Raw genomic sequence first — 24,189 nt, forward strand, 5'->3', positions numbered from 1 at the left:
GTAGGTTCAAGCTTGAGGCGTTTCGACTCAAGCGGACGCTAGCTGAAGAGGCCCGACGCGAGCCTATGGAACGACCCGCCGATTTCAGCGTGATGGAGGCCGATGGCGGCCGCCGGGCGGTCCTCTCGGGCGACTGGACGGCCACGGCCGCGGGCGACGCGGTCAGCCGCCTGGTGGCCGCTGTGCGCGGCGAGAACCTCTCCGGGATCGACCTGACGACGATCCGCCGGCTCGACACCGCCGGCGCCTACGGAATCCTGCGCGCGGTCGCCGGTCACCCCGTCGCCAACCACATCGATGCGCGCCCTGAAACCCATCGGCTGCTGGACCTGGTCGCAGCGGCGGCGCGGGACAAGCCGGTCAAACGCCAGGAGCCACGCGGCTTCTACGAACTGGCGATCCGCACCGGCCGCGGGGTGTTCAACCTCGGCACCGAAATCTTCGAGACCATGGTGTTCGTCGGCCACCTGCTGGTGGTCGTCGGCCGCACGATCGTCAATCCGGCGCGGATCCGCTGGGCGGCCTGCGTCTCGCTGGCCGAGCGCGCCGGCCTCGACGCCATTCCCATCGTCACCCTGACGTCGTTCTTCATCGGCGCGGTCGTCGGGCTGCTGGGCGCCAACATGCTGCGGCAGTTCGGGGCCGAGGTGTTTGCGGTCGAACTGATCGGCATCGCGGTGTTCCGCGAGTTCAACATCCTGATCACGGCGATCCTGCTGGCCGGCCGCTCGGCCTCGGCCTTCGCCGCCGAGATCGGATCGATGAAGATGAACCAGGAGGTCGACGCCATGAAGGTGCTCGGCGTCGATCCGTTCGAGGCCCTGGTCTTCCCGCGGTTCGCCGCCCTGCTGGCGATCATTCCGCTGCTGACCTTCGTGGCCACCATCGCCGGTCTGATGGGCGGTCTGCTGGTGACGTGGACCGTGCTCGACCTCGGTCCCGCCTTCTTCCTGCAGCGGATCCTCGACAATGTCGGCGTCACCCACTTCTGGATCGGGCTGTCGAAGGCGCCGATCATGGCCGCGGTGATCGCCGGCATCGGTTGCCGCCAGGGCATGGAAGTCGGCGGCGACGTCGAGTCGCTCGGCCGCCGGGTCACCGCCGCGGTCGTGCACGCTATCTTCGCGATCATCCTGATCGATGCCGTATTTGCGCTGATCTACATGCAGATAGGTGTCTAGGTGTCGGATCTGGCGAACCAATCCCTGCTCGACGACGACGGTCCCGCCATCGAGGTGCGCGGCCTGCGCTCGCAGTTCGGCGACCACGTGGTGCACGAAAATCTCGACCTGACCGTCGAGCGCGGCGAGGTGCTGGGCGTGGTCGGCGGCTCGGGCACCGGCAAGTCGGTGCTGCTCAACTCGATCATCGGCCTGCGCCGGCCGGACGCCGGCACGATCAAAGTGCTGGGCCAGGACATCCAGCGCACCAGCCGCCGCCGCTGGTCTGAGATCGAGCGCAGCTGGGGCGTGCTGTTCCAGCAAGGCGCGCTGTTCTCGAACTTGACCGTGCGCGAGAACGTCGCCGCGCCGATGTACGAACACACCAAGCTGCCCCGCCGCGTGGTGCACGAGCTCGCCGACCTGAAGATCGCCCTGGTCGGGCTGCGCGCCGGCGCCGGCGACCTGAAGCCCGCCGAGCTGTCGGGCGGCATGCGCAAACGGGCGGGCCTGGCCCGAGCGCTGGCGCTGGACCCGCAGCTTCTCTTCCTGGACGAGCCCACCGCCGGCCTCGACCCGATCGGCGCCGGCGCGTTCGACGAGCTGATCCGCGACCTGTCCGACAGCCTCGACCTGACGGTGTTCATGATCACCCACGACCTCGACACGCTCTACTCCATCACCGACCGCGTGGCCGTGCTGGCGGACAAACACGTGGTCGAGGTGGCGCCCGTCGCCGAGCTTGAGCGTTCAGAACATCCGTGGATCAAAGAGTACTTCCTTGGACCGCGCGGCCGCGCCGCGGCTGAAGCGGCCCATAGAGCCGGGACACCCGCCTGATGGAAAAAGACGCCAACTACGCCCTGGTGGGCTTTTCGACCCTGCTGCTGGTGACCGGCCTGCTGATCTTCGTGGTCTGGCTGGCGCGGCTGAGCTTCGCCCAGGACTACGACCTCTACGACATCATCTTCCAAGGGCCGGTGCGGGGGCTGAGCCAGGGCGGCGAAGTCCATTTCAATGGCATCAAGGTCGGCGAGGTGACCAAGATTCAGCTCGATCCGGCCGATCCGAACCGCGTCATCGCCCGCGCTCGCGTCACCTCCGACGTGCCGATCCGCGTCGACTCGTTTGCGACCCTGGAGCCGCAAGGCATCACCGGCATCAACTACGTGCAGATCACCGCCGGTTCGCCGGCCAAGCGGCTGCTGAAAGACACCGTCGATCCCGGCAAGGTGCCCAAGCTGCGCACCCAGCGCAGCGCCCTGTCTGACCTGCTGGAGGGCGGCGGCACGGTGCTGACCCGCACGGTCGAGGCGCTGGACCGCGTCAACCGCGTGCTGTCCGATCAGAACATCAAGAAGTTCGGCGACGCGGTCGAGGACGCCCAGGCCGTCACCGCCGAGTTGCGCGAGCGCAAGGCCCTGATCGCCGACGCCCAGAAGGCGCTGCAGAGCATCGATGCGGCGGCCGCGCAGATCACCGAGCTCACCAAGTCGAGCCAGAACCTGGTCGACGGCGAAGGCAAACGCACCCTGGCCAATCTGGCCGACGCCGCCGGCGAGGCGCAGGTCGCGGCCAAGGATATCCGCACCATGGTCGGGCGCCTGGACGGCCCGACCAACGACTTCGCCACCAATGGGCTGCCGCAGCTCACCTCGGCGATCCAGTCCCTGCAGCAGACCGCCGATTCCCTGGATCGGCTGATCCGCGACGTTGAAGCCAACCCCCGCGGCCTGGTCGGCAAGTCCCCGGCCCAGGAGGTCAAGGTCAAGCCATGAACGCCCTGAAGCGCACCCTCCCCGCCCTCGCCCTGGCCGTCTGCGCCGCCCTGCTCGCCGGCTGCATCACCTTGCTGCCCGACGAGAAGCCGGCCCAGCTCTACCGCTTTGACGGCGAAATACAGCCCGTCGCCGCAGGGCAGGCCTCGCCGTTCGCGGTGGCGCGGCTGGGCGGATCCTTCGTGCAGGCGGCCGCCAACGACCGCATGCTGACCATGACTGGCAGCCGGGCGGCCTATGTCGCCGACTCCCGCTGGGTGTCGCCGGCCTCGGTGCTGTTCGGCGAGGCGCTGTCACGGGCGTTCGACGCCGACGCCGGCCCTGCCCGGCTGTTGACCCGCGGCGATTTCAGCAAGGCCGACTACGTGCTGCGTGTCGACGTGACCCAGTTCGAGGCCCAGTACAATCAAGGCGCCAAGGCCGCGCCCGAGATCGTCGTCTCCCTTCGCGCGACGCTCACTGGCCAGGACCGGCTGCTGGCGGGGTCCAAGCAGTTCGAGGCCCGCGTGCGCGCCGGCGACAACCGGGTCTCGGCCATCGTCGCGGCCTATGACCAGGCGGTCAGCCAGACGCTGGGCGAACTGGTCGCCTGGACGAACGGCCGGGGGGCCTAGGCCTCCAGCCCGGCGATGCGCTTGGCGGCGGTGACAGTGTTCTTCAGCAGGCACGCGACGGTCATCAAGCCGACGCCGCCCGGCACCGGGGTGATGGCGCCGGCGATCGCCGAGGCCTCCTTGTAGGCCACGTCGCCGACGAGCTTGGTCTTGCCTTCGGCGGCCTTGACCGGATCGCGGAACGGCACGCGGTTGATGCCGACGTCGATCACCGTCGCGCCCGGCTTGATCCAGTCGGCCTTGATCATCTGCGGACGGCCGACGGCGGCGACCAGGATGTCGGCCTCGCGGCAGACGGCGGCCAGGTCCTGGGTGCGCGAATGGGCGATGGTCACGGTGCAGTCGGCGGCCAGCAGCAGCTGGGCCACCGGCTTGCCGACCAGCACCGAACGGCCGACGACGACGGCGCGCTTGCCGCTGAGGTCGCCGAGCGTCTCGCGGAGCATGATCATGCAGCCGAGCGGCGTGCACGGCACCAGCGAGGGCAGTCCCTGAGCCAGACGGCCGGCGTTGACGACGTGCAGGCCGTCGACGTCCTTGGCCGGGTCGATGGTCTCGATGACCGCCTTCTCGTCCAGGCCCTTGGGCAGCGGCAGCTGCACGAGGATGCCGTGGATCGCCGGATCGGCGTTGAGCTGGCGCACCAGGCTCAGCAGGTCATCCTGGCTGACGTCGGCCGGCAGGCGATGGGTCACCGAGTGCATGCCGGCGGCCTTGGAGTGCTCGCCCTTGGAGCGGACATAGACCTGGCTGGCGGGATCCTCGCCGACCAGCACCACCGCCAGGCCCGGTTGCAGGCCATGCTGCGCCTTCAGCGCCGCGACCTCTTCCGCCACCTCGGCCCGCAGGCGCTCGGCCGTGACCTTGCCGTCGATGATCTTGGCCTGGGACATGCGCTCTCCTGGGGTCGGAACTGGCGCAGCCACTACCCGTTCAGCCTGCGCCGCGCAATGCGGCGGGAGTACGCCGCATGAGCAGCAAAGTCACCCAGGTCTTCACGCGGTTCGCCAGCGACATTTCCCGGCTGACCGGCCGGCCGCTGACCTTCGTGGCCTGCTGCGCCCTCGTGATCGCCTGGGCGGTGAGCGGGCCGCTGTTCGGGTTTTCGGACACCTGGCAGTTGGTGATCAACACCTCGACCACCATCGTGACCTTCCTGATGGTGTTCCTGATCCAGAACACGCAGAACCGCGACAACAACGCCCTGCACGCCAAGCTGGACGAGCTGATCCGGGTGACGAAGGCGCATAACTCCTTCATCGGCATAGAGAATTTGCCAGATGAGGAGCTCGAGGAAATACTCAGCGACCTGGACGAGGCGTCCACGCGGGTCAGAAAAGAGGCCGGCACGCCGAGCCACCGGCGCGCTAAGCCGGCGCCCCGCCGGCCGGCCCGCAAGCGCGCCTAGCGACGCCTCCAGGCCGCGACCGCCCAAGCGTGGGAGTCGTGGCGCAGCGCGGCGATGGCTTCCAGCGGCGAGAGCCACATAAGCGTATGATCTTCCTCGATCTTCAGCGCCGCATCCTCGGCGACGAGACCCAGGACGAAGAAGGCGCTGCGATTGTTCCAGGCCTCGCCCTCGGTGTTGACGAAGAACTGGTCGGCCAGGGCGAAGGACTCGCGGACCGCGACCTTCAGGCCCGCCTCCTCGCCGAACTCGCGGACCACGCCCTGCTCGGGCGTTTCGCCCGGATCGACGCCGCCGCCGGGCAGATCGGTCCAGGTCGCACCGTCAGGTTTGACGATCCGCACCACAGCAATCTGCCCGTCGCGCTCGAGGATGCCGAACGCCGCCGGCCGGTCGGCATAGGTGCGCCCGGCCCTGCGCTCGCCGAACTGAGGCACGGCGCGCACCGGTCAGTCCTTGCCGTACAAGGAGTCGAACGGATCGACCTTGCCGGCCAGCACGTCGTCGACGCGCAGCACCGGCCAGCCGACCGTGGCCTTGTCGCTGCCGCGCCAGGCCGAGACGATCATGTCGCGCAGCTCGGAGGCGCCCACCGCCAGCCGGGCGGCGGCGAACTCGACGCCGCGGCGATCGCCGTCCTTCAGGCCGCCAGCCTTCTCCAGCTCGTAGAGCGGGATCACGTAGGCGCCTGTATCGCTGAGATAATCCACCGTGCGCTTTTCGATCGGGCAGTCGCATGACTTCAGCGGCGCCATCCTCGCCGCCACTTCGGCAGGTTTGACGTTCGCGAAGACGAACTCGCTCTCGAACGGGCCGTGGATGCGGGCGGTCGTGTAGCCCTTCGGGTTCGGGTACTCGCCCCAGCCGTTGTAGTGCACGGTGACGTGCAGCGGCTGGGCGCCGTCGCCGACGAAGTGCGAGAGGTCGCCAATGGTCTGGAGGATCTGCGCCTCGCGGCGGACCAGGTCGCGCTTGTACCAGGCCTTGCGCACCGGGTTCTTCTCGCGCGCGGCCATGTAGGTCAGCACCCGCCAGTAGCCGAAATCCTTGGTCAGCTGCTGGTGACGGTCGACGATCGAGTACGGGAGGTAGCCGGCCTTCCAGCTGTCGAGCCCGGCGGCCTGGAGGCCCTTCTCGTAGTCGGCGCGGGTGGCCGGTAGCGGCGTGAAGGACGGGCCGCCCAGCAGCTTGCCCTCCTCGTCGAGGTCGAGGAAGTGCCCGGCGTCGCGGTTGTGGTCGTGGATGCGGCCCGCGCCCTTGGAGCGGTCCTGCTCACGCGAGAGCTCGCCGATGTCGCGCACCGCCGTCGGGGTGCGCAGGAAGGCGGGAACTTCCGTCGGCAGGGCCCTGGTCGCCGCTTCGCCGACCATTCGGTGTCCCATCGCGCCCCAGGCGTGGGCCTGGGCGGGCAGGATGGAGAGCGCGACGACGGCGGCGAGCAGCGGAGCTTTCATGCGATTCCGTTTAGGCGATCTTGAGCGCGGCCTCTACCCGCTTCACCCAGGCCTGGACGCGCGGGTAGCGGCCCAGGTCGAAGCCTCCCTCGTGGGCGACACGGGTGTAGGCGACGAGTGCGACGTCCGCGAGACTGAGGATATCGCCGACCAGGAAGGACGACGACGCCAGGCCGTCCTCCAGCCGCTGCAGCGCCCCATTGCCCCGCTCGACCAGCCGCGTCTCGAGCTCGGAGATCGGCTTGCCGGCGTAGCGCACCTGGAAGCGGGCGACGGCGACATAGGGCTCGTGGCTGTACTGCTCCCAGAACATCCATTCGAGCATCCGCGCGCGGTCGTAGGCGTCCGCCGGAATGAGATCGGAGCCCTCGGCCAGGTGGATGATGATCGCATTGGACTGGGCGAGCGGGCGCCCGTCGTCGAGCACCACGACCGGCACCTGTCCGGCCGGATTCAGCGCCAGAAACTCCGCCGTGCGCGACTCGCCGCGCATGATGTCGGTCTCGATCCACTCGAAATGACGGCCAAGATGGTCGGCCACCCACTTCACCTTCAGGCAATTTCCCGAGATGGAATCGCCGTAGACGCGCATGCCTCAACCCCTTGCTTGATAACGGGTTGATAGCCTTCATCGGGCTGCGCTCAAAGCGCTCGTGTCGATATGTCGCTAGGGCGCGGCGTTCACGCGGGGTTGATCTGGCGCTCGGAGTCCGGGTACGAAGACCGCCGCTGCCAAGAACAACGACGAAGGAGCCGCCGTCATGCGACGTCGCCTCGCCGCCCTTGCCGCCCTCCCCTTCTTCTTTGGGCTGTCACAAAGCGCACAAGCCGCGCCTCAATCCGATCCGCTCGGAGACCTGATCGTGTCGGCCCTGACCGGCGCGCTGCCGGGCACCCCGGACTTCCGGATGAAGGCCACGCTCTATCATGCCGGCGCCAAGGGCGTGGGCAGCCTGGACTCGCTCGGCTGCAAAGTGGTCGCGATGCGCACCGTCGCCGTCGACACCAAGCTGATCCCGCGCCGCACGCGCCTGTTCATCAAGGAAACCGTCGGTCTGCCGATGCCCGACGGCACCAAGCACGACGGCTTCTGGTACGCCTCCGACACCGGCGGGGCGATCAAGGGCGAGAAGATCGACCTGTTCACCGGCCACGGTTCGTCCTCGATGCGCCCGCTGATGGCGCTGAACCTCGCCAAGCTCACGGTCGCCAAGGCCGGCGAGTTCAAGGGCTGCCCGCCCGCCTAGATAGGGCGGCGACAGGCCGCATAGCCTGGCTCCTCACACTATCGGATCATGCTGACAGGGCGCTGGAACCTCCGGCGCCCTGAGCATTTCAGCGTCCACCGAAGGCCCGCGTACGTGTCCGACATCAGTACGGGCGACATCGTCGAGTGCATCGACGACACGCCCAGCCGCCCCGAGAGCCAGATCATGCCCGACCTCGGGGCGCTTTACCTCGTCACCAGCATCCGGCCCGTCGGCGACGGGCGCAGCGTCCGGCTCAAAGAGCTGACGCCGAGCTGCCACCTTGGCGGCGTCTGCGCCTGCGGCGACTGCGGCTGGGACGCCGGCCGCTTCCGCAAAGTCTACCGCCCGAACGGCGAGTTCATGGCTTCGCTGTTCTGCGACGTCCCCGACGAGGTCGAGGCGCCCGAGCTGGTCGACTAAGAGCCGCCCAGCCGACGCCGCTACTGACGGGCCATGGCCGCCTTGAGGTAGGCTTCGATCGAGGCCTGCTTGTCCTCGACAGACGCGCCCGAGACATCGACCAGCGCCTTCTTGACCAAGCCGTTGAAGCGAAACGGCGCCTCATAGTCGGTCATCACCGGCGCGCCGGCGTCCGCGCCGATCGAGACGCCGGCCGCAAGACCCGGGGTCAACGGGATGGTGACCGGAAGGGCGCCGCGTCCCACGCTCTTGCCGTCGATCAGCAGTTCGATGTCGGCCGGCGTGCCCTTGCCCTTGGCGAAGTCGGGCTTGCCGGTCGGCGTGAACTGGAAGCTGAAGACGTGATCGCCTTCGGGGATGGCGGCGTCGGCCTGCACCCTGAAGCGCTGGTCGGCGACGTAGTTGTAGCCATAGGTCAGCTTGCCGCCGTGGATGTAGAAGGCGAAGCCGCCGTCCACCCCGCCCATGGAGAACAGACAGCCCTCGGCCCCGCCCTTGGGCACCGTGGCGTGCACGGAGATCGAATGCTTGGCGTTGAGCAACCGCGGCGCGGCGTTGATCGGCACCATCTGCGTGCCGGGGTAGTAGACGTACTGCTTGCGGTCGATGGCGATCTGGGGCCGCGCCTCGCCTAGGCGCAGGGTGCCGCGGCTGTCGATCGGCAGGACCCCGTACTTCCCGGCCTCGACGTACCACATGCCGATCATGGCGATCAGCCGGTCGCGTTCCTTGTCGGCGAGGTTGCTGGTCTCTGCGCAGTCCTTGGAGAGGTCGTAGAGCTCCCATCCGTGGGCGTCGAGGTCGGTGAGCTTGTCGTAGTCGATGGGCGCGCCGAACTGCAGTCCGGACTCTACGAACGAGGTCCCGGGCCACGGGCACACCGCCCGCCAGCCGTCGTGATAGAGCGAGCGGTGCCCGAACATCTCGAAGTACTGGGTGATGTGCTTGGGCTCGGCTTTGGCGTCGTCGAACGACGACTTCAGGCTGAATCCCTCAATGGGATGCTGGGTGACCCCGCGGATCTGGGTCGGCGGTTCGATCTCCAGGGCGTCGAGCACGGTCGGGACCATGTCGATGGCGTGGGCGAACTGCGTGCGGATCTGGCCCTTGGCCTTGATGCCCTTGGGCCAGGCGACGATGAACGGGTCGGAGACCCCGCCGCGATAGGTCTCACGCTTCCAGCGCCGGAACGGGGTGTTGCCGGCGTGGGTCCAGCCCCAGGGATAGTGGTTGAAGTACTTCGGCCCGCCGATGTCGTCGATCGCCGCCAGGTTCTGCTGCAGGTCGTCGGGGACGTTGTTGAAGAACTTGTTCTCGTTGACCGAGCCGCTGGGACCGCCTTCCGCGCTGGCGCCGTTGTCGGAGATCACCATGATCAGGGTGTTCTCGTACTCGCCGAGCTCCTTGAGGAAGGCGATCAGCTCGCCGATGTTGTGGTCGGCGTGTTCGAGAAAGCCGGCGAACACCTCCATCATCCGGGCGTAGAGCTTGCGCTCGTCGGCCGGCAGCTTGCCCCAGTCCTGGACGTCCGGGTCGTGGCGGGAGAGCGCCGTGTCCTTGGGGATGATCCCGAGCTTCTTCTGCTGGGCGAAGGTCTTTTCGCGATAGGCGTCCCAGCCGTCGTCGAACTTGCCCTTGTACTTGTCGGCCCACTCCTTCGGGACGTGGTGCGGCGCGTGGCAGGCGCCCGGCGCGAAGTAGAGGAAGAACGGCTTGTCCGGCGCGACCTGCTTGGCGTCGGCGATCATCGCCTTGGCCTTTTCGACGAGGTCGACGGTCAAGTGATAGCCTTGCTCAGGCGTCTTCTCCGGCTCGACCTGGGTGTTGTCGCGGATCAGCTCCGGATAGTACTGGTGCGTATCGCCGCCCAAAAAGCCGTAGTAGCGCTCGAACCCGCGCCCCAACGGCCAGCGGTCGTAGGGGCCAGCGGCGGACGTCGCCTCACTGGGCGTCAGGTGCCACTTGCCCACCGCATAGGTGTTGTAACCGTGTCCCAGCAGGATTTCGGACAGGAAGCCGTTCTCGAACGGGATGTAGCCGTTGCCGCCCGGATAGCCGGTCGAGCCCTCGGTGATACAGGACATGCCGTTGGAGTGATGGTTACGCCCGGTGATCATGCAGGACCGCGACGGCGAGCAGAGCGCAGTGGTGTGCATGTTCGTGTAGCGCAGGCCGTCGGCGGCCAGGGCGTCGAGGTGCGGCGTGCTGATCGGACTGCCGAAGCAGCCGAGGTGGCCGAATCCGGTGTCGTCCAGCACGATGAACAGGACGTTGGGCGCACCGGGCTTGGCGCGGTTCGGCGCGGGCCACGCCGGCTTGGAGACGTCGAAGGTGCGGCCGATCACGCCGGGAAAGGCTTGGCCAGGTTCGTACTCGGTGAGCGCCATCTGGGTTCCTCCTGGGATGGGAGGCACCGTGCTCGGCGCGCCTGCCAACGACCATCGGGTATTCCCCGGAACGCCTTCGCCACAGCCCCGCACATCGTCTTGAGGACAGATGATCAAGCCTAACTTCTTCCTGATCACCGGCGGCCCCGGCGTGGGCAAGACCGCGCTGCTGGACGAACTGCGCCGGCGCGGCGAGCGGGTGGTCGAGGAGACGCATCGTCGGGTGATCCGCGAGCAGGTCGCCTGCGGCGGCGGCGCCCTGCCCTGGATCGACCAGGACGCCTATCTGGCGCGGGCCTGCCGCGAGGACATCGCCATCTTCGAGGCGATGGCGGAGGTGAAGGACCGCGTGTTCTTCGACCGCGGCATCCTCGACAGCATGGTCGACGGCCAGGCGCCAAGCTGGATGGAGGACGCCGCGCGAACCCATCGCTACAGCCCGACGGCGTTCGTGCCGCCGCCCTGGCGCGAGATCTATGTCCAGGACGACGAACGCAAGCAGACCTTCGAGGACTGCCTGGCGACGCACGAGGCGATCACCCGGCAGCTTCGACGGCTGGGCTACCGGCCGCTCGAGGTTCCGTTCGGCCCGGTGGAGACCCGGGCCGATTTCGTGCTGGAAGCCGCCAGCCTGTCCTAGGCCGCGAGCGGCCGGCGCCGCCGGCGGATCGCGACGCCGGTCAGCCCGAAGCCCGTGATCAGCATCGCCCAGGTCGCGGGCTCGGGGATCGCGGCGGTGGAGCCGGCGAAGTCCCAAGTCCCCTTGAAGCCCTGCGAGTTGTAGAGGTTGTTATAGAGCCCCTCGCCGGCCTCCAGCGTGAACTGATCGGTGAGGGTCTGGCGATAGAACCCGTCGAGCAGCACCGGTCCGTCGATCTCGGTGTTGTAGTAGGTCTCCGAACCCGAGACGTAGGAGCCGAGCCGCAGGACCGGGCGCGTGCTGGTCAGCGGTCCCAGATAGCCGACGACGCCGACCACCTTGCCGTCCGCGAAGACGATCGCCGGCGCGCCGTAATAGCTCGTCGAGAATTCGGACCCGCCGCCGGACCGTTCGATGGCGTAGTCGCGGGTGAACACCGGATCGCCGTCGTAGATGTCGTCGGCGGTGGTCCAGGTCAGCCCTTGGCCGTTGATGTTCCAGGATTCGCCGGCCGGGGCCGCGCCCCAGCTGAAGAACGCCACCGAGTAGCCGGTGTCGCCCCACTTGACGATGTTGTCGGAGCTGATGCGGGCCGAGAGATTGATCGTCTCGCCGACCGAGAAGTTAGGATCGACGCCGGTGTTGATGTCTTCGATCGGCCCCTGCCCAAGCTCGGACATCAGCGTGCCGGTGAGGTTGAAGTTGTAGAACTGGGCGGCGTCGGCGGAGCCGGCGGATACCGCCACGAGCGTCGCGGCCACGGCTCCGAGCATCTTCGACATGAAGGATCTCCCTAGGGTAGAATTAATTCTCGCTAACCAATCCTAGATGTCAATGTGTGGCCGCCGTGCGGCAGCGGCTGAACAGGAACGCCACAACGACGCCGGGATCTGCGATTGGAAGTCGGCCGGGAACCCAACGGCCCTTGACCCATTGGAGTTGGCTGTATCCTCTGGGTTGCATCGGCGGCCTGGGCCGCTGGTCATGGGCGTGGCGAGCGGCAGGCGTGGTCGGCGAGGCGAGAACGGCGTTGCAGGTGTCCGCGCATTCGGGCGTGCTGACGGCGCTTAGCCAGGCGCCGCTGGGGATCGCCATCTTCGACCGCCAGATGCGCTATCTGGCGGCTTCGAGCCGCTTCCTGACCGAGCAGGGCTTGCCCGGCGACGTGCCGCTGGTCGGCCGTCACCACTACGACGTCTTTCCAGACATCCCGCAGCGCTGGCGCGAGATCCACCGGCGCGCCCTGCTGGAGGGGCTGGAGCTCAGCCACGACGCCGATCCCTTCGAGCGCGCGGACGGCCGGGTCGACTGGATCCGCTGGTCGCTGAAGCCCTGGCGTGATGACAGCGGGCAGATCGGCGGGTTGGTGCTCTACACCGAGTACGTGACCCCCACTGTCGAGGCGCGGGCCCGGCTAGAGGCGGCCGAGGCCCGGTATCGGGCCGTGTTCGACCAGGCGGCGATGGGCGTGGCCCGCGTGGCCCCCGACGGGCGGCTGCTGGAGGTCAACGACCGGTTCTGCGCCATGCTGAACTACGGCCGCGACGAGCTGACGGGGATGACCTTTCAGGAGATCACCCACCCGGACGATCTCGATTCCAACATCACCCTGACCGCGGCGCTGCTGGCCGGGGCCATCGAGACGTATTCGCTGGAGAAGCGCTACATCGCCAAGGGCGGCCAGGTGATCTGGAACAACCTGACCGTGGCGCTGGTGCGCAACGGCGCCGGCGAGCCCGACTACTTCATCTCGATCATCGACGACATCGGCGCGCGCAAGCGGGCCGAGGCCGAGCAGAAGCGCTATCAGGGTCAGCTGCGGCTGATGATCAACGAGCTGAACCACCGGGTGAAGAACACCCTGGCCACCGTGCAGTCGATGGCCTCGCAGACCCTGCGCGGCGAGAGCGACCCGGAGATCGTCTACGAGAAGCTGGAGGCGCGGCTGCTGGGCCTGTCGCAGGCGCACGACGTGCTGACCCGCGAGCGCTGGCATGGGGCCGAGCTGCGCGATCTGGCCGAGCGGGCCCTGGGGCCGTTCCTCGACGCCACCGCCGGCCAAATCACCTTGCGGGGCCCGGCGGCCTGGCTGCAGCCGGGCGCGGCCCTATCGATGGCGTTGATCCTGCACGAACTGGCGACCAACGCGGTGAAGTACGGCGCGCTGTCGGTGGTCGAGGGCAAGGTCGACATGACCTGGACGCTCGAGGGCCAGCATCTGAAAGTGATCTGGACCGAGAGCGGCGGCCCCAAGGTCGAGCCGCCCCGGCGCAAGGGGTTCGGCACGCGGCTGATCGAGCGCGGCCTGCGCGGGGAACTGCGCGGCGCGGTGACGATGAGCTATGAGCGCAGCGGCCTGATCTGCACGATGCAGGCGCAGCTGGCCGAACGCAGCGACCAGCTGAACCTGTTCGAGGGCGTCTGAACCGCGCCTTAGGTCTCGACGAAGGCCTTTTCCAGCACGAAGTCGCCCGGCGAAGCCAGTGAGCCTTCTTCATAGCCGCGCTCGACCAGCAGGGTCTTCAGGTCCGCCAGCACCGAGGGGCCGCCGCAGAGCATCAGGCGATCGACGGCGGGGTCCAGCGGCGGCACGCCGAGGTCCTCGAAGATCTTGCCCGAGGTGATCAGGTCGGTGATCCGGCCCTGAGTGCGGAACGGCTCGCGGGTCACGGTCGGGTAGTAGCGCAGCTTGTCGCCGATCACTTCGCTGAGGATCTCGTCCTCGCGCAGGTCCTTCTCGAACAGCTCGGCGTAGTTCAGGTCGGCGACGTTGCGCACGGTGTGGGTGACGATCACCTCGTCGAAGCGGTCGTAGACCTCCGGGTCGCGAGCCAGCGACAGCCAGGGGGCCAGGCCGGTGCCGGTGCCGACCATGTAGAGGCGCTTGCCGGGCTTGAGGCCGTCGAGCACCAGGGTGCCGGTGGGCTTCTTGCCGATCAGCACCTCGTCGCCGACCTTGATCTTCTGCAGGCGCGAGGTCAGCGGGCCGTCGGCGACCTTGATCGAGTAGAACTCGAGTTCGTCGTGCCAAGAGGGGCTGGCGATCGAGTAGGCGCGCACCAGCGGCTTGCCGTCGACTTCCAGCCCGACCATCACGAACTGGCCCGACGAGAAGCGCAGGCCCGGGTCGCGGGTGGTGCGGAACGAGAACAGTTCGTCGGTCCAGTGCTGAACCCAGGTCACGGTTTCGACCATGAAGGCGCCGCGCGCCTTGGAAGCGGCCGGGGCCGGAGCGATTACATCAGTCATGTCAGGTCTTTGGCTGCCAGATGGCCGGCGACGGACGACGCCGCCGGCGAGGTTGGAGCGTATGTAGCAATGCGGCCGTCAGATGTCGCCGCCGACATTGTCGACAGCCCCCGGGGCGCGGGCGACGTGGATGCCGCACTCGGTCTTGTCCTGGCCGGCCCAGCGCCCGGCGCGGACGTCCTGGCCCTCCTCCACCGGCTTGGTGCACGGCCAGCAGCCGATCGAGGGGAAGCCCTGGGCGACCAGCGGATGGGCCGGCAGTTCATGCTCGGCCATGTAGGCGTCGAGCTCGACCTTGCCCCAGTTGGCCAGCGGATTGAACTTCACCTGGCCGTCGGCCTGCTCGACCACCGGCAGCGACAGGCGGTCGCCGCCATGGAAGCGCTTGCGGCCGGTGATCCAGCCGTCGAACTCGGCGAGCGCCTTGTCCAGCGGAATGACCTTGCGCACCTCGCAGCAGGCGTCGGTGTCGGTCTGCCAGAGCTTGGCGTTGGGATCGGCGACGGCGAGATCGTTGAAGGCCGGACGCAGGTCGCGCACGTCGGTCAGGCCGAGCTTGGCCGCCAGGTTCTTTCGATAGTCGAGCGTCTGGCCGAACAGCATGCCGGTGTCGAGGAACAGCACCGGCGTGTCCGGCTTGATCTTCGACATCATGTGCAGCAGCACCGCGGACTCGGCCCCGAAGGACGAGACCAGAGCCAGCTTGTCGCCGAACGCCTCGACCGCCGATTCCAGCACGGTGGCCGGATGGGCGTGGCGCAGCTCGGCGTCGAGCCGCGCCGCCAGGGACGGACGCTCCAACTGATCGAAGGCCATGGTCAGCTCACTCCCTTTCGGCGAAGGCCGGCGCGCGGCGGTCGGCGGCGCGCTGGTAGACGTGGCGTTGGCGGTGGGCGGTGTGCGCCCATTGCTCGGGGGTCGAGCCGTCGGCCGGCTCGAAGGCGTCGAAGCCGACGCGGACCATGAAGCCGGCCTGCTCGCGCAGGACGTCGCCGACGGCGCGGACCTCGCCCTTGAAGCCGTAGCGCTCGCGCAGCAGTCGCGCGGCGGTATAGGCGCGGCCGTCGTTGAACTTCGGGAAGGCCACCGCGACGAGGGCGATGCGCGGCAGGTCATAGGCCAGGACCTCGACCTCTTCGGCCGGCTCAAGACGCACGCCGACCGAGCGGCCCTCGGCGAGCAGGCGCTCGCCCTCGCTCTGGAAGCGGGTCAGCGAGATGATCAGGTCGCCGCGAACCAGGTCCTCGTCGTCGCCGACGTGGGTGTAGGGATCCTCGACCAGCGAGAACTGGCCGTCCGTCAGCTTAATTCGCGTCGGCATAGACGGCCTCCTTGAAGGGAACGACGCCGGTGCGGCGGAAGGTGTCGAGGAAGCGCTCCTGGCCCTGGCGTTCGCGCAGATAGACCTCGACCAGCGTGTCGATGGCCGGCGCCACGCGGTCGGCCGGCAGGGCCGGGCCGAGCATCGAGCCGACGGAAGCGTCTTCCGCCCCCGATCCGCCGAGGGTGAGCTGGTAGAACTCCTCGCCCTTCTTATCGACGCCGAGGATGCCGATGTGGCCGACGTGGTGGTGGCCGCAGGCGTTGATGCAGCCGCTGATCTTGATCTTCAGCTCGCCGATCAGCTCGGCGCGCTCCTGGTCGGCGAAGGTGCGGGCGATGTCCTGGGCGATCGGGATCGCCCGGGCGTTGGCCAGAGCGCAGTAGTCGAGGCCCGGGCAGGCGATCATGTCGGTGATCAGGTTGACGTTCGGCGTCGCCAGGCCGGCCGCCTTCAGCGTCGCATAGAGCGCCGGCACGTCGTCCAGCTTCACATGCGGCAGCACCAGGTTCTGCTCGTGCGTGACGCGGATGTCGTTCTGGCCATAGCGTTCGGCCAGGTCGGCGACCACGTCCATCTGGTCGGAGGTGGCGTCGCCGGGGGTCTCGCCGATCGCCTTCAGCGAGATCTCGACGATGGTGTAGCCGGCGCGCTTGTGCTCACGCAGGTTGTTGCGCGCGAAGCGGGCCAGGCCCAGGTCGGCGGTCTTGGCGGCCTCGAACACTTCGGACCGGTTCACCAGGGTGTCGAATTCGGTCGGGGCGAAGGCGCCGCGGATGCGGGCGATCTCGGTGTCCGGCAGATCGCTCTCCGGGCCGATCTTCAGCCACTCCTCCTCGACCTGGCGGGCGAACTCCTCGGCGCCGAGGGCCGAGACCAGGATCTTGATGCGCGCCTTGTACTTGTTGTCCCGGCGACCGTGGCGGTTGAAGACGCGCAGGATCGCTTCCAGGTACGAGACCAGGCGATTGGCCGGCAGGAATTCCTTGATCGTCGGGCCGACGAACGGCGTGCGGCCGAGGCCCCCGCCGACGATCACCTCGAAGCCCAGGGCGCCGTCGCGGCCGCGACGCATCATCAGGCCGATGTCGTGGACCTTGGCGGCCGTACGGTCCTTGGCGGCGCCGGTGATGGCGATCTTGAACTTACGCGGCAGGAACGAGAATTCCGGGTGCAGGCTGGACCACTGGCGGATCGCCTCGGACCAGACGCGCGGGTCGTCGACTTCCTCGGCCGTCGCGCCGGCATAGGGGTCGGCGGTGGTGTTGCGGATGCAGTTGCCGCTGGTCTGGATGGCGTGCATGTCGACCGCCGCCAGCTTGTCCAGGATGTCCGGCGTGTCGGCCAGCTTGATCCAGTGGAACTGCAGGTTCTGGCGGGTCGTGAAGTGACCGTAGGCCTTGTCGTAGGTGCGGCCGATGTCGGCCAGCACGCGCAACTGCGTCGGGTTCAGCGAGCCGTAGGGGATCGCGACGCGCAGCATGTAGGCGTGCAGCTGAAGGTACAGGCCGTTCATCAGCCGGATCGGCTTGAACTGGTCCTCGGTGATCTCACCGGCTAGACGCCGGACCACCTGTTCGCGGAACTCGGCCGCGCGGTCGGCCAGGAATTCCTTATCGAGGGTGTCGTACTGGTACATGGCCCTCCCCTCTCTAACGCTTGATCAGATTGACGCGGCCCTTGGAGCGGGCGGCGCCGGACGCATGCTGCAGGGCTTCGATGGCGGCTCCGCCTTCGGCCTGCTTGCCGTGGTGCAGATGGTTGGTCGGGCCGAGCGCGCGCAGGCGCTCGCGGTAGCTGACCGGCGCCCACAGGCCTTCGCTTTCGATGAGGTCGATCAGATAGGGATCGACGATCACCGTCTGCAGGGTCTTGGCGTGCGCTTCGGCGGCCTCGCCGGCCTCGGCGGATTCGAAGAGCTCGGCGTCGGCGAAACGCTCCACCCAGGCCCCGGCCTTCCAGAAGACGACTTCGCCGTCGGTCAGGCGATTTCCGGTCAAGGCTTTCATTTCACGCGCCACTCAAGTTGGGATTCAAAGGCGGCGGTATCGCCGGAAGCTTGCGCCAAGGCCATAGCCTCGCCGACGATCAGCAGAGACGGGCCGGCCACCCGTTCGGCGGCGGCCGGCAGTTCGGCCAGGGTGGTGACGATGCGGCGCTCGTCGGCGCGGCTGGCGTTCTCGACCACCAGGGCCGGCGTCGAACCGGCGCGCCCGGCGCCGATCAGCCGCGCGGCGATGCCCGCCGCGGTCGAGACGCCCATATAGATCACAACCGTCTGGTTGGCCTTGGCCAGGCTTTCCCAGTCCAGATCCGGCTCGCTGCCCGAGGCGGCGTGGCCGGTGACGAAGGTGACCGCCTGGGCCGAGCCGCGATGGGTCAGCGGCGCGCCGGCGTTGGCGCCGGCGGCCAGGGCGGCGGTGACGCCCGGCACCACGTAGCATTCGACGCCCGCCTCGCGGCAGGCTTCCAGCTCTTCGCCTCCACGGCCGAAGATGAACGGATCGCCGCCCTTCAGCCGCACGACCTTCAAGCCCTCCTGAGCGAAGGCGACGAGCATGCGGTTGATCTCGTCCTGGGCGTAGGAATGGCGCGACTTGCGCTTGGCGACGCTGATGCGGCGGGCCGAGGCGGGCGCCAGATCGAGGATCTCGTCGGTGACCAAGCCGTCGTGGACGACGACCTCGGCGGCCTGGAGCGCCTTGAGCGCCTTGATGGTCAGCAGTTCGGGGTCGCCGGGACCAGCGCCCACCAGCCAGACCGCACCGGTCGCGCGGCGGCGCGCTCCGCCCAGGACCACGAGGCGCTGGCCGCTCTCGTTTTTGGGCTTGCGGTGAGGCATTGTTTTTAGCTTCTCTAAACGCCAGAGCTTGAATGTGAGAGCGGGACGGGCTTGCACCCGCCCCGCCACATTATCCGCCGACGAAAAGGGCCAATACCTCGGCGAACAGTTGCAAATTGGTCGTAAAGAGGCCAATTCGCAACCCAAGGACTTCTGCCGGGGGTGTCAGGAAAACTCGATGGAGCGCAACGCGGAACGCCGACGATTGCCGCCCCTCAACGCCCTGCGGGCGTTCGAGGCGGCCGCGCGGCACCTGAATTTTTCTAGGGCTGCCGACGAACTTTCGGTCACGCCCGGGGCGGTCAGCCAGCAGATCCAGAACCTGGAAGACTATGTCGGCGCGGCCCTGTTCAAGCGCACGCCCAAGGGCCTGCTGCTGACCGACGCGGCGCAGACCGCCCTGCCCGCCCTGCGCGAGGCCTTCGACCGCCTCGCCGAGGCCGCCTCGATGCTGACCGCGGCCGTGGACGGACGACGCCTGACACTGACCGCCGCGCCGTCGTTCGCGGCCAAGTGGCTGGTGCCGCGGCTGGGCCGATTCGAGGAACAGCACCCGCAGGTGGACGTGTGGCTGTCGGCCGGCCTGGAGCTGGTCGACCTGACCGCCGGCGAGGTGGACGTGGCGATCCGCTACGGGGCCGGACGATATCCGGGCCTGGAGGTCCGCCGACTGATCGGCGAGACGGTGATTCCCGTGCTTTCTCCGGATCTTGCGGCGAACATCGCGCTCAACGAGCCGGCCGACCTGGCCAATCACATCCTGCTGCATGACGGCTCGCCGGAGCCCGACGATTCGTGTCCCGACTGGACCATGTGGCTGGCGGCGCGCGGCCTGCGCGGCATCGACGGCGCGCGCGGCCCGCGGTTCAACCAATCGAGCCTGGTGATCGAGGCGGCCGTGAACGGCCGCGGCGTGGCGCTGGCCAAGCGCACCCTGGCCCAGGCCGACCTCGACGCAGGCCGACTGGTCGCCCCGCTGCAGATCGCGACAGCGGTCGATTTCGCCTATTACGTCGTCCATCCCAAGGCCAAGGGGCGGCTGCCGCAGGTCAAGGCGTTCATCAACTGGATCGCCGCCGAGGCCGAAGCCCACGAAGCTGCGCTAAGAAGCCTGGACAACGGGGCTGGGATTTAGTCCTAAGCGGCCATGAAAATCGTTGTTGATGAGCGGCCCTTGCCGGCCGACTGCGAGACCATGCTCGACGTCCGCAAGGGCGTCGATGCTCTGGACCGCGCGCTTGTTCTCATGCTGGCCGAGCGCCAGCGCTACATGGACGCCGCCGCCCGCATCAAGTCCGAGCGCCACACGGTGCTGGACACGGCGCGGATCGAGGACGTGGTGACCAAGGTCAAGGCCGCGGCCCGCGAGGCGGGTCTGTCCGAAGAGATCGCCGAACCTGTGTGGCGGCTGCTGATCGACCGCTGCATCGCCTACGAGTTCGGCGTCTGGGATCAGCTGCGCGGCGTGCGCAACGACTGAAGCGCCCGCTCGTGGGCGTAGGCCGCGACGTCGGCCAGCGCTGCGTCGAGCGCATCCTTGACCAGATCCAGCGCGCCAGGGCCGGCGGCCTCGGCGCGCTCACAGGCGTCGCCGAGCTGGAACGCGCCGACCCCGCGGGCCGCGCCCTTGATGGTGTGCACAGCGTCGCGCCAGCCTTCCGAGGCCGGATCCAGCAGCGCGGCCCAGATCGCCGCCTGTTCGCGGAACAGGGCGAGCACCTCGTCGATCACGTCGCCGTCGCCGGCCGTGAAGGATTCGAGGTATTGAAAGTCCACCGCTCCGGTGAGGTCGCGCCTCGCCATGGTATTTTCCTGCTTTGAACGCCGACTCGACCCTGACGTGCACTTGCCCAGGTTGCCGCCGGCCTAACAAGGACTTCGCCGCATGAAGATTCTGGTCGGCACGCCCACCTACAACGGCCAGGTCACCGGGCAATATACCCGCACCATGCTGGAACTGCAGGCGATGCTGGGCCCGTCCATGGGCTGGGAATCGACCAAGGCGGTGATCATCTCCACGGCGCGCAACCTGCTGGCCAGCCGGGTGCTGGAGACCGACCACACCCACTTGCTGTTCGTGGACGCCGACGTCAGTTTCCCCGCCGGGGTCGTCCAGAAGATGATCGCCCTGGACGAGCCGGTGGTCGCCGGGATCTATCCGCAGCGGACCTTGAACGTCGCCGCGTTCCACGCCGCCTCGCGCAAGCACGACGATCCGAACACCGCCTTCGCCGCCGCGCTCAGCTATCCGGTCGACCTGGTCGAGCCGCACGTGACCAAGGGCGAGTTCTACGAGGCCAAGACCGCCCCGACCGGACTGATGCTGATCAAGCGTGAGGTGTTCGAGCAGATGCGAGCCGCCGACCCCTCGCTCTATCGCCGCGCCGAGGGCAGCTACTACGCCTACCAGAACCTCCAGAACGTGCTGCAGTGCTTCGAGCCGCTGGCCGACGAGAACGGCGTGGCGATGAGCGAGGACGTCTCGTTCTGCCATCGCTGGCGGGCGCAAGGCGGAAAGATCTGGACCCTGTTCGACCACTATATCGGCCACACCGGGCCCTACACCTTCCGTCCGATGCCGGCCGGATAGCGAGCGCCGCCAGAAGACGCTTGCAACGCTCAGCGAGACTCGCTAACAGGACGCCTCCCCAGCGGGGCGGCGGGCGAAACGCTCTTCCGGACCGCCAGGGAAGTGACCGCAAAGCCTTATGGCATAACGGTTATGGGTGCATAGCTCAGTTGGTAGAGCAGCTGACTCTTAATCAGCGGGTCGTAGGTTCGAATCCTACTGCACCCACCATTTTCTCCTAGAAAGTCAAAATGGTGGTCCGGCGAAAGAGCCGGTCCCAAGACGCGCGGCCTCAGCTGGGGACCGCGACCTCCACGGCATTCGCGGCCGTGCGCCGCCGATCGAGCAGCGGCGTGGCCAGGGTGATCGCAGCCAGCAGTTCGACAGCCTTGAACGGCTTCCCGAGGAACCCGACGGCCATGTCCTGGGCGACCAGGTGCTCGTTGTGGCTCCCCGAGATGAAGAGCGCGGGCACGCCCCAGCGCTCGTAGAGCGTCTTGGCGAGTTCGGCGCCGCTGGCGGCGTCGGCCAACTCCACATCGACGATGGCGAGGTCGACCATGTGCAGGGCCGCCTGGCTGAGCGCCACCTCCGCCCCGATGGCGTGGGCGACGACGCGGTGCCCGGCATGGGTCAGGGCCTCGACGATCGCCGGTCCCAGATCTGGATCATCCTCGACGACCAGCAGCGACAGGGATGACGGAGAGGCCGAGAAGCCCTCGGCTTCGCCCGGCGCCGACGGCAGGTAGATTTTCGGCGTCCAGTCCGGCGCGGTCGAAGCCATCTGCTCGCCCTCGGCCCCGAACTCCCGGGCGATCAGCGGCCGCACCCGCCGCCAGATCTCCGGCGCATCGACCTCGCCGACATCGAGATCGAGGATCCGCGCATACCCCGCCAATTCGCCGCGCACCCGCTCGGAGGCTTCGGGGGCGTCCGGCTCCAACAGCCCGTCATAGGCGCGGCAGAGATCCAAATATGCGCTCGCGCGGACCTGGGACATGTTCGTCATCGTCGACTCCGTCTCAGCCCCCGCCAACACCTATCAACTGGCTCGTGTATGCCGCAGGACGAGGCGCCCACGGCCTCACAAGCGCGGCAGCCGCGATCACAATGGCGTAGGCGCCGCCCGCGAACCGCGGAGCCCCAGGGGATCACCCGATGTCGCCGGCGGCGCGCATGTGCTGGGATTTCGCGTTTTCAGACGGTGAGCCCCATGCTGCGCCCGCCCACGGACAATCGTTTCGACATCAGGCCCGACCCAGCGGGGTTCAGCGTCCGCGACCTCACGACCGGCGAGACGCTCATCATCGCGAAGGTCAGACAGTGCGGGCTGTCGCGCGAAGACGCCGAGCATACCGCAGCGGTCCTCAATCAAGCTCCTGACGACGGGTCGCGTACGACTCACTGACCGCCGGGGCCGAGCGCCAGACGATCGCCGCGCCCGCCAAGCTGAGCGCCGCCAGCCCGAACCAGGTCAGCGCATAGGCCAGGTGCGCGTTGCGGAACGCCACCACCGTCAGCCCGCCGACCGGGTAGCCTGGGCCGGGGCCCGCCTCTGCGTCGACGAAGAACGGCGCGGCCTGACCCAGCCCGCGCGCCCGGGCGATGGCGGCGACATCACGCGAGTACCAGCGGTCCGAGACCGGTTCGTTGCGCCGTAGAAAGCCCCCGCCCGGCTCGCTGGCCCGCATCAGCCCGACGACCTCCACCGCCCCTGCGGGCGCTGGGCGAGTCGCCCGATCGCGGAACGGCGCCGACACGAAGCCGCGATTGACGAGAACGGTCCCCGCCGGCGTGCGCAGCGGCGTCACCACCCACCAGCCGGCCCCGCGCTCGGTCAGGGCCTGCACCAGGGTCTCGCGGTCGTTCTGGAACGTCCCGGTCAGCCGCACGCGCCTATAGGCGTCGGCCGTCTCGCTGAAGTCCGCCAGGTCCGTCAGCGGGCGCGGCGGCGCATGGATGCGGGATTCGACGCGAGCGATGAGGTCGAGCTTCCAGACGCGGCGCTCGAGCTGCCAGACGCCCAGGGCCGTAAAGCCGACCGCCAGCAGCAGGCAGAGGAGCGCGAACAGCCGCCGCGTCATGGCGAGCTGGCGGCGGCCTCGGGCGGCATCGGCATCGACATCATGTTGCTGTTCAGGTGGTACATGATCCACAGCGAGCCGCTGATCACGATGGCGATCATCACCAGGGTGAACAGCATGGCCAGCAGCGTCCAGCCGCCTTCGGACTGGGTGTTCACGTGCAGGAAGAAGATCGTGTGGACGACGATCTGCACGAAGGCGAGCGCGATGATCCAGGCCGCCGTGATCCGCACGTCGCCCAGCGCTCCGGTCATCACCAGCCAGAACGGCGCGGCGGTCAGCACCGCCGACAGCGCAAAGCCGATCAGATAGTCCCGCCGCGTCCCGTGGCCGTGGGTGGCGCCGTGGCCGCGCGCATGGTCGTCTGATGCGTTCACCGGAGCACTCCGAGCAGATAGACGAAGGTGAAGACGCCGATCCACACCACGTCGAGCAGGTGCCAGAACATGCCCAGGCAGATCAGCCGGCGGCGGTTCTCGGGGATCAGGCCGCGCTGGCCGATCTGGACCATCATCACCGCGATCCAGATCAGGCCGAAGGTGACGTGCAGCCCGTGGGTGCCGACCAGGGTGAAGAAGGCCGACAGGAAGGCCGAGCGCTGGGGCGTCGCGCCCTCGGCGATCAGGGTGGCGAACTCGTAGAGCTCGATGCCGATGAAGGCGAGGCCGAACAACGCGGTCACTGCCAGCCAGCCCTGGACGGCGCGCTGACGTCCGGCCTCCATGTCGATCATCCCCATGCCGAAGGTGATCGACGACAGCAGCAGCATGGCGGTGTTGAGCGCCACCAGCGGCAGCTCGAAAATGTCGCGCGGGGCCGGCCCGCCGGCGTAGTTGCCCGACACCACGCCGTAGGTCGCAAACAGCGTGGCGAAGATGAGCGCGTCGCTCATCAGGTAGATCCAGAAGCCGAGCAGCGTGCTGCCGCCGCTCTCGGCGTGATGCTCGTCCTCCTCGACGAGGTAGTAGGTCGGGTTCACCGCCTGGGCGGCTTCGAGGGTTTCGCGCGCCATG

29 protein-coding genes and 1 tRNA gene are annotated in these 24,189 nt (G+C 68.1%); 13 read left to right on the forward strand and 17 right to left on the reverse strand.

The genetic code is table 11. The features are described from left to right. Positions 1-65: 65 nt before the first annotated feature. Genes AC1Q87_RS06740 through AC1Q87_RS06755 form a run of 4 tightly spaced genes read left to right on the forward strand, consistent with a single transcriptional unit; the run spans position 66 to position 3,552 of the window. The gene (locus AC1Q87_RS06740; protein WP_492608196.1) at positions 66-1,181 is read left to right on the forward strand and encodes an MlaE family ABC transporter permease; all 1,116 of its coding nucleotides are present in this window, start codon (positions 66-68) and stop codon (positions 1,179-1,181) included. Beyond that, positions 1,182-2,000, forward strand: a complete 819-nt coding sequence (locus tag AC1Q87_RS06745) for an ABC transporter ATP-binding protein (protein ID WP_492608197.1) — start codon at positions 1,182-1,184, stop codon at positions 1,998-2,000. Further along, positions 2,000-2,938, forward strand: a complete 939-nt coding sequence (locus AC1Q87_RS06750) for an MlaD family protein (protein WP_492608198.1) — start codon at positions 2,000-2,002, stop codon at positions 2,936-2,938. Before AC1Q87_RS06745 ends, AC1Q87_RS06750 begins: the two co-directional genes overlap by 1 nt. Then, the gene (locus AC1Q87_RS06755; RefSeq protein WP_492608199.1) at positions 2,935-3,552 is read left to right on the forward strand and encodes an ABC-type transport auxiliary lipoprotein family protein; all 618 of its coding nucleotides are present in this window, start codon (positions 2,935-2,937) and stop codon (positions 3,550-3,552) included. Before AC1Q87_RS06750 ends, AC1Q87_RS06755 begins: the two co-directional genes overlap by 4 nt. On the opposite strand, the gene folD is transcribed toward AC1Q87_RS06755, so the two are convergent. After that, positions 3,549-4,445, reverse strand: a complete 897-nt coding sequence (gene folD, locus AC1Q87_RS06760) for a bifunctional methylenetetrahydrofolate dehydrogenase/methenyltetrahydrofolate cyclohydrolase FolD (RefSeq protein ID WP_492608200.1) — start codon at positions 4,443-4,445, stop codon at positions 3,549-3,551. The two genes, AC1Q87_RS06755 and folD, sit on opposite strands and share 4 nt — an antisense overlap. Positions 4,446-4,522: 77 nt before the next feature. Between folD and AC1Q87_RS06765 the strand changes: the two genes are divergently transcribed. After that, positions 4,523-4,960, forward strand: a complete 438-nt coding sequence (locus AC1Q87_RS06765) for a low affinity iron permease family protein (protein WP_492608201.1) — start codon at positions 4,523-4,525, stop codon at positions 4,958-4,960. Here AC1Q87_RS06765 and AC1Q87_RS06770 read toward each other — a convergent pair. Genes AC1Q87_RS06770 through AC1Q87_RS06780 form a run of 3 tightly spaced genes read right to left on the reverse strand, consistent with a single transcriptional unit; the run spans position 4,957 to position 7,006 of the window. After that, positions 4,957-5,406, reverse strand: a complete 450-nt coding sequence (locus AC1Q87_RS06770) for an NUDIX domain-containing protein (RefSeq protein WP_492608202.1) — start codon at positions 5,404-5,406, stop codon at positions 4,957-4,959. The two genes, AC1Q87_RS06765 and AC1Q87_RS06770, sit on opposite strands and share 4 nt — an antisense overlap. Before the next feature lie 3 nt (positions 5,407-5,409). Then, positions 5,410-6,414 (reverse strand): phospholipase C/P1 nuclease family protein, encoded by a 1,005-nt coding sequence (locus AC1Q87_RS06775; protein WP_492608203.1) that lies wholly within the window; start codon positions 6,412-6,414, stop codon positions 5,410-5,412. 10 nt (positions 6,415-6,424) lie between these two features. After that, positions 6,425-7,006: a glutathione S-transferase family protein gene (locus AC1Q87_RS06780; protein WP_492608204.1), complete on the reverse strand. Its 582-nt coding sequence runs from the start codon at positions 7,004-7,006 to the stop codon at positions 6,425-6,427. A 271-nt stretch (positions 7,007-7,277) separates the two neighbouring features. On the opposite strand from AC1Q87_RS06780, the gene AC1Q87_RS06785 reads away from it, so the two are divergent. Both AC1Q87_RS06785 and AC1Q87_RS06790 read left to right on the forward strand, forming a co-directional pair. Beyond that, a complete protein-coding gene (locus tag AC1Q87_RS06785) occupies positions 7,278-7,661 on the forward strand; it encodes a 3D domain-containing protein (RefSeq protein ID WP_492608205.1) in 384 nt (127 codons plus the stop codon). A gap of 114 nt (positions 7,662-7,775) precedes the next feature. Next, on the forward strand, positions 7,776-8,084 hold the full coding sequence (locus AC1Q87_RS06790; RefSeq protein ID WP_492608206.1) for a hypothetical protein: 309 nt from the start codon (positions 7,776-7,778) through the stop codon (positions 8,082-8,084). A gap of 20 nt (positions 8,085-8,104) precedes the next feature. On the opposite strand, the gene AC1Q87_RS06795 is transcribed toward AC1Q87_RS06790, so the two are convergent. Beyond that, positions 8,105-10,471, reverse strand: a complete 2,367-nt coding sequence (locus AC1Q87_RS06795) for an arylsulfatase (RefSeq protein ID WP_492608207.1) — start codon at positions 10,469-10,471, stop codon at positions 8,105-8,107. A 109-nt stretch (positions 10,472-10,580) separates the two neighbouring features. Here AC1Q87_RS06795 and AC1Q87_RS06800 point away from each other — a divergent pair, with 109 nt between their 5' ends. Further along, positions 10,581-11,111, forward strand: a complete 531-nt coding sequence (locus AC1Q87_RS06800) for an AAA family ATPase (protein WP_492608208.1) — start codon at positions 10,581-10,583, stop codon at positions 11,109-11,111. Here the strand turns inward: AC1Q87_RS06800 and AC1Q87_RS06805 are convergent. Then, positions 11,108-11,893, reverse strand: a complete 786-nt coding sequence (locus tag AC1Q87_RS06805) for a PEPxxWA-CTERM sorting domain-containing protein (RefSeq protein ID WP_492608209.1) — start codon at positions 11,891-11,893, stop codon at positions 11,108-11,110. The two genes, AC1Q87_RS06800 and AC1Q87_RS06805, sit on opposite strands and share 4 nt — an antisense overlap. Positions 11,894-12,147: 254 nt before the next feature. Here AC1Q87_RS06805 and AC1Q87_RS06810 point away from each other — a divergent pair, with 254 nt between their 5' ends. Next, positions 12,148-13,536: a sensor histidine kinase gene (locus AC1Q87_RS06810; protein WP_492608210.1), complete on the forward strand. Its 1,389-nt coding sequence runs from the start codon at positions 12,148-12,150 to the stop codon at positions 13,534-13,536. 8 nt (positions 13,537-13,544) lie between these two features. On the opposite strand, the gene AC1Q87_RS06815 is transcribed toward AC1Q87_RS06810, so the two are convergent. The 6 genes from AC1Q87_RS06815 to cobA all read right to left on the reverse strand — a co-directional run bounded on the left by AC1Q87_RS06815 (position 13,545) and on the right by cobA (position 18,523). Then, positions 13,545-14,360, reverse strand: a complete 816-nt coding sequence (locus AC1Q87_RS06815; RefSeq protein ID WP_492608211.1) for a ferredoxin--NADP reductase — start codon at positions 14,358-14,360, stop codon at positions 13,545-13,547. A gap of 78 nt (positions 14,361-14,438) precedes the next feature. Beyond that, positions 14,439-15,176, reverse strand: a complete 738-nt coding sequence (locus tag AC1Q87_RS06820; protein WP_492608212.1) for a phosphoadenylyl-sulfate reductase — start codon at positions 15,174-15,176, stop codon at positions 14,439-14,441. Between the two features lie 7 nt (positions 15,177-15,183). Then, entirely contained in the window at positions 15,184-15,681 is a 498-nt protein-coding gene (locus AC1Q87_RS06825; protein ID WP_492608213.1) for a DUF934 domain-containing protein, read from the reverse strand. Next, positions 15,665-17,320, reverse strand: a complete 1,656-nt coding sequence (locus AC1Q87_RS06830; protein WP_492608214.1) for a nitrite/sulfite reductase — start codon at positions 17,318-17,320, stop codon at positions 15,665-15,667. The genes AC1Q87_RS06825 and AC1Q87_RS06830 overlap by 17 nt, the downstream gene beginning before the upstream one ends. Positions 17,321-17,333: 13 nt before the next feature. Beyond that, positions 17,334-17,690 (reverse strand): DUF2849 domain-containing protein, encoded by a 357-nt coding sequence (locus AC1Q87_RS06835; protein WP_436061923.1) that lies wholly within the window; start codon positions 17,688-17,690, stop codon positions 17,334-17,336. Further along, the gene (gene cobA, locus AC1Q87_RS06840; RefSeq protein WP_492608215.1) at positions 17,687-18,523 is read right to left on the reverse strand and encodes a uroporphyrinogen-III C-methyltransferase; all 837 of its coding nucleotides are present in this window, start codon (positions 18,521-18,523) and stop codon (positions 17,687-17,689) included. Before cobA ends, AC1Q87_RS06835 begins: the two co-directional genes overlap by 4 nt. 178 nt (positions 18,524-18,701) lie before the next feature. Here cobA and gcvA point away from each other — a divergent pair, with 178 nt between their 5' ends. Together gcvA and AC1Q87_RS06850 are read left to right on the forward strand one after the other, a co-directional pair. Continuing rightward, positions 18,702-19,658: a transcriptional regulator GcvA gene (gene gcvA / locus AC1Q87_RS06845; RefSeq protein WP_492608216.1), complete on the forward strand. Its 957-nt coding sequence runs from the start codon at positions 18,702-18,704 to the stop codon at positions 19,656-19,658. 12 nt (positions 19,659-19,670) lie between these two features. After that, a complete protein-coding gene (locus tag AC1Q87_RS06850; protein WP_183769495.1) occupies positions 19,671-20,003 on the forward strand; it encodes a chorismate mutase in 333 nt (110 codons plus the stop codon). Here AC1Q87_RS06850 and AC1Q87_RS06855 read toward each other — a convergent pair. Continuing rightward, positions 19,976-20,326 (reverse strand): Hpt domain-containing protein, encoded by a 351-nt coding sequence (locus AC1Q87_RS06855; RefSeq protein WP_492608217.1) that lies wholly within the window; start codon positions 20,324-20,326, stop codon positions 19,976-19,978. The genes AC1Q87_RS06850 and AC1Q87_RS06855 overlap by 28 nt on opposite strands. An 82-nt stretch (positions 20,327-20,408) precedes the next feature. On the opposite strand from AC1Q87_RS06855, the gene AC1Q87_RS06860 reads away from it, so the two are divergent. Beyond that, on the forward strand, positions 20,409-21,113 hold the full coding sequence (locus AC1Q87_RS06860; protein ID WP_492608218.1) for a hypothetical protein: 705 nt from the start codon (positions 20,409-20,411) through the stop codon (positions 21,111-21,113). Between the two features lie 134 nt (positions 21,114-21,247). Continuing rightward, positions 21,248-21,323 (forward strand) — tRNA-Lys (locus tag AC1Q87_RS06865). A gap of 61 nt (positions 21,324-21,384) precedes the next feature. Here AC1Q87_RS06865 and AC1Q87_RS06870 read toward each other — a convergent pair. From AC1Q87_RS06870 to cyoC, 4 genes are all read right to left on the reverse strand, one after another. Then, entirely contained in the window at positions 21,385-22,101 is a 717-nt protein-coding gene (locus AC1Q87_RS06870; protein WP_492608219.1) for a response regulator, read from the reverse strand. A gap of 358 nt (positions 22,102-22,459) precedes the next feature. Next, positions 22,460-23,176, reverse strand: coding sequence for an SURF1 family protein (locus AC1Q87_RS06875; protein WP_492608220.1), 717 nt, complete (start codon positions 23,174-23,176; stop codon positions 22,460-22,462). Beyond that, positions 23,173-23,553 carry a cytochrome o ubiquinol oxidase subunit IV gene (cyoD, locus tag AC1Q87_RS06880; RefSeq protein ID WP_492608221.1) on the reverse strand — a complete coding sequence of 127 codons (381 nt, stop codon included), beginning with the start codon at positions 23,551-23,553 and terminating at the stop codon, positions 23,173-23,175. The genes AC1Q87_RS06875 and cyoD overlap by 4 nt, the downstream gene beginning before the upstream one ends. Next, positions 23,550-24,188, reverse strand: coding sequence for a cytochrome o ubiquinol oxidase subunit III (cyoC, locus tag AC1Q87_RS06885; RefSeq protein ID WP_492608222.1), 639 nt, complete (start codon positions 24,186-24,188; stop codon positions 23,550-23,552). The genes cyoD and cyoC overlap by 4 nt, the downstream gene beginning before the upstream one ends. Position 24,189: the final 1 nt, after the last annotated feature.

This window comes from Phenylobacterium sp. GW823-FHT02A09, from assembly GCF_058797775.1.